The 8,638-nt window shown below is 60.3% G+C and carries 11 protein-coding genes; 9 read left to right on the top strand and 2 right to left on the bottom strand.

What is annotated here, in order from left to right:
* A partial coding sequence (locus HY737_01315) for a hypothetical protein (GenBank protein ID MBI4597027.1) occupies positions 1-429 on the bottom strand: 429 nt, incomplete at its 3' end.
* Between the two features lie 36 nt (positions 430-465).
* On the bottom strand, positions 466-840 hold the full coding sequence (locus HY737_01310; protein MBI4597026.1) for an exosortase system-associated protein, TIGR04073 family: 375 nt from the start codon (positions 838-840) through the stop codon (positions 466-468).
* A 77-nt stretch (positions 841-917) separates the two neighbouring features.
* On the opposite strand from HY737_01310, the gene HY737_01305 reads away from it, so the two are divergent.
* The 9 genes from HY737_01305 (at position 918) to HY737_01265 (ending at position 8,458) form a co-directional block, all read left to right on the top strand.
* Positions 918-2,492, top strand: a complete 1,575-nt coding sequence (locus HY737_01305; GenBank protein ID MBI4597025.1) for an AAA family ATPase — start codon at positions 918-920, stop codon at positions 2,490-2,492.
* A 15-nt stretch (positions 2,493-2,507) separates the two neighbouring features.
* Entirely contained in the window at positions 2,508-3,227 is a 720-nt protein-coding gene (locus HY737_01300; protein MBI4597024.1) for a M48 family metallopeptidase, read from the top strand.
* Between the two features lie 144 nt (positions 3,228-3,371).
* On the top strand, positions 3,372-3,698 hold the full coding sequence (locus HY737_01295; GenBank protein ID MBI4597023.1) for a hypothetical protein: 327 nt from the start codon (positions 3,372-3,374) through the stop codon (positions 3,696-3,698).
* Positions 3,670-4,353: a hypothetical protein gene (locus tag HY737_01290; GenBank protein ID MBI4597022.1), complete on the top strand. Its 684-nt coding sequence runs from the start codon at positions 3,670-3,672 to the stop codon at positions 4,351-4,353. Before HY737_01295 ends, HY737_01290 begins: the two co-directional genes overlap by 29 nt.
* Positions 4,354-4,405: 52 nt before the next feature.
* Positions 4,406-5,086: a diphthine--ammonia ligase gene (locus HY737_01285; protein ID MBI4597021.1), complete on the top strand. Its 681-nt coding sequence runs from the start codon at positions 4,406-4,408 to the stop codon at positions 5,084-5,086.
* 100 nt (positions 5,087-5,186) lie between these two features.
* On the top strand, positions 5,187-5,987 hold the full coding sequence (locus HY737_01280; protein MBI4597020.1) for a hypothetical protein: 801 nt from the start codon (positions 5,187-5,189) through the stop codon (positions 5,985-5,987).
* The gene (locus HY737_01275; protein ID MBI4597019.1) at positions 5,974-6,855 is read left to right on the top strand and encodes a nucleotidyl transferase AbiEii/AbiGii toxin family protein; all 882 of its coding nucleotides are present in this window, start codon (positions 5,974-5,976) and stop codon (positions 6,853-6,855) included. The genes HY737_01280 and HY737_01275 overlap by 14 nt, the downstream gene beginning before the upstream one ends.
* Positions 6,856-6,861: 6 nt before the next feature.
* Positions 6,862-7,026 carry a hypothetical protein gene (locus HY737_01270; protein ID MBI4597018.1) on the top strand — a complete coding sequence of 55 codons (165 nt, stop codon included), beginning with the start codon at positions 6,862-6,864 and terminating at the stop codon, positions 7,024-7,026.
* A gap of 187 nt (positions 7,027-7,213) precedes the next feature.
* Complete coding sequence (locus HY737_01265) at positions 7,214-8,458, top strand: Fic family protein (protein ID MBI4597017.1); 1,245 nt, start codon at positions 7,214-7,216, stop codon at positions 8,456-8,458.
* Positions 8,459-8,638 lie beyond the last annotated feature (180 nt).

Here is an 8,638-nt window from a genome sequence, read left to right as displayed (position 1 = left end):
GAGGAAGACCGCCGCAATCACCCCCACCACCAGGATGAACAAGGCGGCGATCACGTTCGGCAGGAACGTCACCACGGATTGGAGCAGCTGCGCGGCGACGGTCAACTGCAGCGCATTGAACACGACCATCAGCACCGCCAGCATCACGAGCCAGTAGACGATGAGCCCGATGAGCTCGGAGAACTTCCGCTTGATGCCTCCCTTGGCGAGCACGTCGCTGAGTTGGATCTGGTCGGCCAGCTTATCCAGCGCAATCGTTTTGAGGACGCGCGTGACGATGTTTTGAATCAACACCGCCACCAACCACCCGATCAGCAGCAGCAGCAGAGCGCCCAGCAAGGTGGGCAGGAAGACCATCAGCTGGTTGACCAAGGCTTGCACCGGTTCGACAATCATCGTATTGCCCCATGCGCCATACCCGGATGCCATCCCTCCACCTCCTCGGTTAGCGTTGCGCTATGTGCGCTACGAAAAGATGTATTCGGGTTGAATCACCGGAGCATATCCGGGCGGTGCCGGAAACGGAAAGGTGACGACTTCATACAAACCGGCGGCGGTGCGGATGAAGCCATGGCCGAAGCCGCGAAGAACCCCCCAGGTAAAGCCGGCGGCGGCTCCGGAGGTCTGGGAGGTTTCGTTGACGCGCTTGGGGATTTCCACCCAGCCGGTGCAGATGTTGATCGCGCCGCGCATGAGCTTGCCGACGGCTTTGCCCGCATCCATGGGTTCGCAGGTGGTGCACGCGGTAGTGGTTTCAGCGAAGGCGAGAGCGGGGAGGGTAAGGCAGGCAAGCAAACTCAGCGACACGAGCCAGATACGTCTGACGCGAACGTCAGCCATCCGCACCTCCATCTGATGAGGTACTCTAGCAGGCTTCATCCCAAAACGCAAGCCTTCGTGGTAGAATGTGAACCCTCATGCATCAGCACGAACAACGCCTGCTCAGATTCTTCTTGCGCCGGGACAGCTACCCGCATCCGGTCGGGCGGATTGAGCGGCGCGAGACGCACGTCTCCCTCGTGTTTTTGGCCGGCGACTACGCCTACAAACTCAAAAAGGCGGTCAAGTTTCCGTTTCTCGACGCCTCGACGGTGGCCCTGCGCAAGAAATTCTGCCTCCTCGAACTCTCGCTGAATCGCCGCCTCGCACCCGCGATTTACCTTGGCATCGTTCCCATCATTGACACCGGCACTGGATTGCGTCTTGGCGGAACCGGAACAATCATCGACTGGGTCGTGAAGATGCGGCGGCTGCCTGAGAACCGCATGCTGGATCAGCTCGTCGCCAAGCGCGCGGTCACCCGCGCCGACATGCAGGAAATCGGCGATCATCTCGCCAAGTTTTTCCGCGCCGCCGCCCGCAGCCGTGCCATCGATCGCTACGGCACACCTGAGGCGGTGCAAGCGCTCGTCTTGGGCAACCTCAGCGAATGCCAGCCGTTCTTGGGCACGCTACTGCTAGAAAAGGACCAGGCGTTTCTTGAGTCGGCGTATCGGCAGTACCTGGCGTTGCATGAGCCGATCCTGGCACGGCGTCTCGCCAAGCGGCGAATCATCGATGGCCACGGCGATCTGCGCTGCGAAAACATCTGCCTCTCAAAGCCGGCGAACATTTTTGATTGCGTCGAGTTTCAACCGGCCTTTCGCTGCGGCGACATGGCCAATGATTTCAGCTTCCTGGTCATGGATTTAGAATTCCGCGGGCGGCACGATCTGGCGGAAATCTTGGTCAAGCAATATCAGCGAAGGCTGCGCGATGCGACCTTGGCATCGGTGCTGCCATTTTACCAATGCTACCGCAGCGTGGTGCGCGGCAAAGTGCGCGGGTTTGCCTGGCTGCAGCATCCCCGCTCCATCGAAGGCCGCCGTGTTAAAGGCATTTCCCGCAAACATTTTCAGCTGGCGGTGCGCTATGCCCGCCGGTTCGCCCCGCCTCGCTTGATCGTCGTCGGTGGGTTAATCGGCAGCGGCAAAAGCACGCTGGCGAGGTCGCTGGCCGAAGCCTTGGGTGCCACCTGGCTGCGGACGGATGAAATCCGAAGCAGAGAATTCGGCCATCTGCCGAATCCAAAAGGCCATTTCGCCTCCGGCCGTTACTCCTCAAACGTCTCTGCGCTGGTGTATCAGCGGATGCAGCGGCGGGCCGAGCAGCTCATCAGAGCAGGGCATTCGGTCGTCTGCGACGGCACCTTTTCAAAAGCCGAGGGCCGAGTCCTTCTGCGCCGCATCGCCACGCGGCATCGCGCCTCGTTCCACTTTTTCGAATGCGCGATCCCGAAGGCGGTGGCCCTGAAACGCATCGCCGCGCGCTACGCGACCAAGAGCGACCTCTCTGAAGCCAGGCCGGAGCATTACGACCGCATGCGCGCGGACTTCGAGCCGGTCCGCGGCTGGTCCTCCCGCGATTGGACCCGCATCTTAGACAACCGTCCCGCCTCTGAAACATTCCATGACGCCCTCAAGATTCTCCGACGCTTGTGGGCATCCGCATGATCTTCTGAGCGCGCCATGCCAGAGCTGACCTCGGCGACGACCACGCTGGGGGAGCGTCAGCTCACCTATACGCTGCGCGCAAGCAGCCGTGCGCGTCATCCCGGTCTGTGGATGGATCCGGCCGCAGGGCTGGTCGTGACGGCGCCAAGAGGGTTTGCGCCAGATGACGCGTCGGCGTTTCTCAGACGGCATCAGCGGTGGGTGCTGCGCTGGATCGCGCGCCTTGAGCGTCGATGGCAGGGGTTGCCGAAACGCTGGCCGTATGGGCAAAGCCTGCTCTACCGAGGCCAGCCGCTGACGGTGCGCGTGATCGGCGGGCGGCGAGGCACGGTGGCGCTGATCGACGACCAACACCTCGTCGTCGCCACGCGCACGCCAAGCATCGATGGGGCGCGCCGCGTGCTCAGCCGCTGGCTGAAGCAGCAAGCGCTGCAGACCCTAACGGAGCGCACAGAAGCCCTAGCCTCGTCGATGCAACTCAGCCCCGGGCGGATTTACGTGCGCTCGCTCCGTCGGACATGGGGTCGTTGCTGGCCCAGCGGCTCACTGAGCTTCAGCTACCATCTCATCATGGCGCCGCGCGAGGTGCTGGAGTATGTCGTCGTGCATGAGCTCGCCCACCTCAAAGAGCGCAACCATTCCCGCGACTTTTGGGCGCTGGTTGCGGCCCACCATCCTGAGTACCAGCAGCGCTGCGCGTGGCTGCGCACCCACGGCCCCTGGCTCGCCGTCTGATCGCCGCTTTCAACCGCCGCCCGGGTTTGATATCACAGATTGACTAATAACTTGACGAAGGCTTGACTGGCGGGTACGCTATAGATGGTTACCAAACATATAGCTTGTTATAACTTTTTTGTTTGTTAACCATCGAGTAGCCAGATGAACATTCTCGCAGGAGTGCTGAAGGAGGAGCTGTCGAACTCTGTCCGCATGAGGCGGCGCTATGAGGACGCCTTGCGACGGCTGCCGCGGGGAAGTTTGGTCGGCAAGCAGATCAAGGGCCATCGCTACTATTACCTAGCCATGCGGCAGGGTGCCCGCGTGAAGTTCCTCTATAAGGGACGTCTATCCATCGAAGCGCGTGGCAAGTACCAGCAGGTCCGGCGCAAGCGGCTGCAATACCGGAAACTCCTCAGGCAAGTGAAGCATCAAATCGCCTTTTTGCAGAAAGCACTCCATGGAAACGCAATACGCGCTCTGTCGTAAGGTGCTCAAACGGCTCGATGAGGCGGGCGTGCTCAGCGGGCTCATTATTATTGGGAGCTGGTGCCGCTATTTCTATCAGGGGTACTTCACGGGTGTCGGTTACGGGCCATCCATTCGGACGCGTGACATCGACTTTCTTATCACCCCAAAAATCGGCTCAAAACGGGCCGTTGATGTGGCAGCACTCATGGAAGATTTCGGCTTTCTCGTCGATTTTCACCGGCAAGGCTATATGCGGCTGGTGCACCCTGAGCTCATCATTGAGTTTCTCGTGCCCGAGCGGGGTCGGGGAAGCGAAGGCCCTGTTCGCGTGCCCCAGCTCGGCGTGCAGGCGCAGGCACTCCGCTTCCTGAACCTGCTGACTGAACAGACGATCAGCGTTACCGTTGACCATATCACGGTTAGACTTCCGCATCCCGCCGCCTTCGCGCTCCATAAGCTGCTTATCGCACAGCGCAGGACAGGGAAACAAGCCAAAGAGCGCGCAGAGGCTTATGAGGTGCTTCAGGCGCTGGCCGCCAAGGGCGAATCCTCGGTCGTCCGTAGCCTCTACCGTTCGCTGCCGGCGAGATGGCAAAAACGTATCCGCGAGTCACTCAGGTCCTCCCCGGAGCTGCAGCAGATCGTGTTACCAAACATACATGAGAAATCGTGAGGACGCAGCCGTGGACGACGCAACAACCATCCCGTCGGCCGAACCGGTGCTGATGTGTTGGAGCGGAGGCAAAGATAGCGCCCTCGCGCTCTACACCGTGCTCCAAGACCCAACCCTCCGCGTTGCAGCGCTCCTGACCACGGTGACCGAAGGCTATGAGCGCATCAGCATGCACGGGGTTCGCCGAGCGCTGTTAGAGCAACAGGCGAACCTCCTGGGGTTGCCGCTGGAGCAGGTGCGCATCCCTATCAAGGCCTCGAATGCGATCTACGAAGCGGCGATGCGCGAGCTGCTCTTGCGCTACCAAGCCCGCGGAGTCTCGCGCGTCGTCTTCGGCGATCTGTTCCTCGAAGACATCCGTCGCTACCGGGAAACCAACCTCGCTCAACTGAACATGCGAGGGCTCTTTCCCTTGTGGCAGAAAGATACGCAGCAACTGGCCCGTGATTTCATCGCGGCTGGCTTCCGAGCCATCCTGGTTTGCATCGACCCCAAACAACTCGATCCCGGCTTCTGCGGGCGGGAGTTTGACGCATCCCTCCTCGATGAGCTGCCGGCCTCGGCCGATCCTTGCGGCGAAAAGGGAGAGTTCCACACCTTTGTGTATGATGGCCCCATCTTTCGCCATCCGATTCCGCTGACCAAGGGTGAGATCGTTGAGCGAGACGGCTTCTATTTCTGCGACCTCCTCCCCGCCACTCCTTCCGATGCCTCTAAGCTCGCCCTAAAATGAGAACCGTCCCGGATTTTCAGGATTTTCTGCCTGACGTGGGTGTATTCTATTTACAAGATAATCCCTTGAAAATGGATTATATCTGTTATATAGTACAATCATGAGAAGGGGATTAGGACGGATCGAGGCGACACTGTTCGCGTATGTGCAGCTGCGAGGGCTGTCCATTGTGCGGTCGGGAGAACTGGGCAAACCGCTGCGGCTATCTGCGATACAGGAGCGGAAACTGCTCAGCCGATTGGCGAAAGCAGGGTTGATCGCCCGTGTGTGGCGGGGGCTGTACTTGGTGCCCCCCAGGCTCCCGCTGGGCGGCAAGTGGAGTCCAGACGACGTGCTCGCGTTAAATACGCTGATGGAGGACCAGAAAGGGCGTTACCAGATTTGCGGGCCTAATGCGTTCAACCGCTACGGATTGGACGAGCAGGTGCCGACCCGCCTCTATGCCTACAACAACCGGCTGTCGGGCGACCGGGTCATTGGGTCGGTCGCGCTTACATTGATCGGGGTGGCGGATGAGCGGCTCGGCAGCACGGAGGAGGTCGAGACCACGGAAGGCCAGACCGCCGTGTATGCTTCGCGGGTGCGTACGCTGGTGGATGCGGTGTATGACTGGTCGCGATTCAACAGCCTGCCGCGGGGGTATGAGTGGATTCGCCGTGAATTGGGCGCGAATCGGATCAGCGCAGCGGAGCTCGTGCAGACCACCCTGCGATATGGCAACACGGGAACGATTCGGCGCATGGGCGCGCTCGTGGAGCGCGAAGGCATTGGCGAATCGCTGCTGCGGAAGTTGGAGCGGGCGCTGAAACCGTCCACCAGTTTGATCCCGTGGATTCCCACCAAGCCGAAACGGGGAACGGTGAACCGCCGCTGGGGCGTCGTGCTCAATGACCGCGGGTGAGCCATCCGGCAGTCGTGTTCATGAAGACCCCGATCTGTTTCGCGAAGCGGTGAATTTCACGGCGGCCGAGACGGCGTTCGCGCCGCGGCTCATCGAGAAAGACTACTTCTGTACCGTACTGCTGGAGTATCTGGAGGCGGCGGATGAGGCGCTGGTTTTCAAAGGGGGCACATGCCTGGCCAAGGTGCATGCCGGATTCTACCGCCTGAGCGAGGACTTGGATTTTGTCATTCCCATGCCCACCGATGCCTCCCGCGCCGAACGGAGCGCCCGAATGGCAGGGATGAAGAAAGCGCTCGCCGCGCTTGCGCGCCACCTGCCGGCGTTCCGCATCGTGCAGCCGTTGACCGGGGCGAACAGTTCGACGCAATACATCGCGGCCATCGGCTACACGTCGCAGCTCAGCCGGCAGGAAGACACCATCGCGATCGAGGTTGGCTTGCGCGAACCCCTCTTGACGCCCGTGCTTAGCGGTGTGGCGGAGACGATCCTGCTCGATCCGGTCTCCGGTCAGCCGCTCGTGCAGCCGTCCACCGTGCGGTGCATGTCGCGGACGGAAGCATTTGCGGAGAAGTTCAGGGCCGCCTTGTCCCGACGCGAAGTGGCCATCCGTGATTTCTTCGATATTGATTACGCGGTGCGCCGGCTGGACCTTCAACCGCACGATGTTGAGTTAGTCCGACTGGTCCGACGGAAACTGGCGGTGCCTGGCCATGTGCCGGTGGATGTCTCCGAGCCTCGTCTGGCCGCGCTTCGGCAACAGCTTGAACCGCAATTGAAGCCCGTGCTGCGGGCAAGCGATTTCGCGGAGTTCGATCTGGAACGAGCGTTCGGAACGGTTGCCGAAATGGCGACCAAGATAGTCTGAGCCGCCATGGCCTATACCGATATCAACACCTTTGTGTATGACGGTCCGATCTTTCGCCGGCCGATTGCGCTGACGAAGGGCGACGTCGTCCATCGCGACGGCTTCTTCTTCTGCGATCCCCTCCCCGCCACCCCTTCTGATGCCATTCCCACCCGGAGGGCACGACTATGAAACTCCTAACCTCAAATGAACTAGCCGTGAAATGAACATCGTCACGGTTTTTCCACCCCAAGTCTAACGCACGCTGCGCTTTAAAACCTCCTAGATAATACTCTTGACTCTTTGAAAGTTTTATGGTACTTTCTTTCAAAGAGTATTTAGCTTTGAAAGCGGGGTTACGGAGTGATTCATCGACAACATGAACCCACACGATTTTCATTCACCAAAAGCCGGCAAGATCATTCATACGCCGCAAGGCTACGCGGCATTTCTTCCCGCACCATTGCCCCCGGCGCTGACATATGATGACGACATGGTCGTTGCGCTCTCACGGGCCGACGCTGCGCTCAGTGAGCTCTCCGGCCTCGGGCGGCATCTCCCGAACCCGCATCTGCTGATTGAACCCTACGTGCGTCGAGAAGCCGTGCTGTCCTCGCGGATCGAAGGCACGAAAACCCAGCTCTCCGATCTCTTGCGCGAGGAGATGGAAGAGGGGCCCGGCAATCGTGATGATGCGGATGTGCGCGAGGTGCGCAACTACGTGGTGGCGCTCGAGTATGGCATCAAGCGGTTGGATCAGCTACCCCTCTCCTTGCGTCTTGTCCGTGAGCTCCATGCGCGGTTGATGAAGGGGGTTCGCGGAGACCGAGCGACTCCAGGCGAGTTTCGCCGTTCACAAAATTGGATCGGCTCTTCAGGAAGCACTCCCGCAACGGCGACCTATGTCCCACCGCCCGTCGACGCAATGCACGAAGCGCTCACCGACTGGGAGCGATTTTTGCACGAGCGGGGACGTCTGCCCGATCTCATCCAGTGCGCGCTCATGCATGAACAATTTGAAGCGATTCATCCGTTCCTTGATGGCAATGGACGGATCGGGCGTCTGTTGATTACGCTCTTTCTGATCGAGCGCGGGCGCTTGTCGCAGCCGTTCCTCTATCTCTCCGCGTACATCGAAACCCGCCGGGATGAATATTATGGGTTGCTTCAGCGGGTACGGACACACGGCGACTGGTCCGCATGGCTGCGGTTTTTCTTAGCGGGTGTGGCAGACACGGCCCAGGAAGCGGTGCGTCAGGCGGGGCAACTGATGCATCTTCGCGAGGAGTTCCGCGCGCGTCTGCGCGACCGGCCGAAAGCGCTAGCACTGCTTGACCAGCTATTTATCAACCCCTATCTGACGGTTGCGAGAGCGTCTGAAGTCCTGCGCGTCTCCAATCCGACGGCTAGACAGGCCGTGATGCTTCTGCAGCAGAAAGGCATGGTAGAAGAAATCACCGGCCGCGCCTGGGGGCGTCTCTATCTCGCGCGTCCCATCTTGCGAGTTCTTGAATCTCCCATGAAGCAAACGTCGCACATGGCCGGGATCCTCGGCGCCGGAGGCAAGGCGACCAAAGCGTTGCTGGAAGAGCGGGCCAAAGACCGCGAACGAGAAGATTCGTAACCGCCGCCAGGGTTTGATACCATGAAGCATTCCCACCCGGAGGGCACCGCTGTGAGACTCCTGACCTTGCCTGATTTAGCCATAAAATGAGCCCCGTCCCGGATTTTCCGCTGACGAAGGGCGACGTCGTCCATCGCGACGGCTTCTTCTTCTGCGATCCCCTCCCCGCCACTCCTTCTG

Source organism: Candidatus Omnitrophota bacterium (assembly GCA_016209275.1).
Lineage (GTDB): Bacteria > Omnitrophota > Gorgyraeia > Aquiviventales > Aquiviventaceae > JACQWM01.
The sequence above is the reverse complement of the archived record's forward strand: the minus strand, read 5'-3'. Positions and strand labels throughout refer to the sequence as shown.

What these genes read in the sequence shown, in the direction of transcription:
- HY737_01305 (MBI4597025.1), top strand. Translation starts at nt 918, where the DNA reads ATGCATCAGCACGAACAACGCCTGCTCAGATTCTTCTTGCGCCGGGAC.
- HY737_01285 (MBI4597021.1), top strand. Translation starts at nt 4,406, where the DNA reads ATGTGTTGGAGCGGAGGCAAAGATAGCGCCCTCGCGCTCTACACCGTG.
- HY737_01295 (MBI4597023.1), top strand. Translation starts at nt 3,372, where the DNA reads ATGAACATTCTCGCAGGAGTGCTGAAGGAGGAGCTGTCGAACTCTGTC.
- HY737_01275 (MBI4597019.1), top strand. Translation starts at nt 5,974, where the DNA reads ATGACCGCGGGTGAGCCATCCGGCAGTCGTGTTCATGAAGACCCCGAT.
- HY737_01300 (MBI4597024.1), top strand. Translation starts at nt 2,508, where the DNA reads ATGCCAGAGCTGACCTCGGCGACGACCACGCTGGGGGAGCGTCAGCTC.
- HY737_01270 (MBI4597018.1), top strand. Translation starts at nt 6,862, where the DNA reads ATGGCCTATACCGATATCAACACCTTTGTGTATGACGGTCCGATCTTT.
- HY737_01310 (MBI4597026.1), bottom strand. Translation starts at nt 840, where the DNA reads ATGGCTGACGTTCGCGTCAGACGTATCTGGCTCGTGTCGCTGAGTTTG.
- HY737_01290 (MBI4597022.1), top strand. Translation starts at nt 3,670, where the DNA reads ATGGAAACGCAATACGCGCTCTGTCGTAAGGTGCTCAAACGGCTCGAT.
- HY737_01280 (MBI4597020.1), top strand. Translation starts at nt 5,187, where the DNA reads ATGAGAAGGGGATTAGGACGGATCGAGGCGACACTGTTCGCGTATGTG.
- HY737_01265 (MBI4597017.1), top strand. Translation starts at nt 7,214, where the DNA reads ATGAACCCACACGATTTTCATTCACCAAAAGCCGGCAAGATCATTCAT.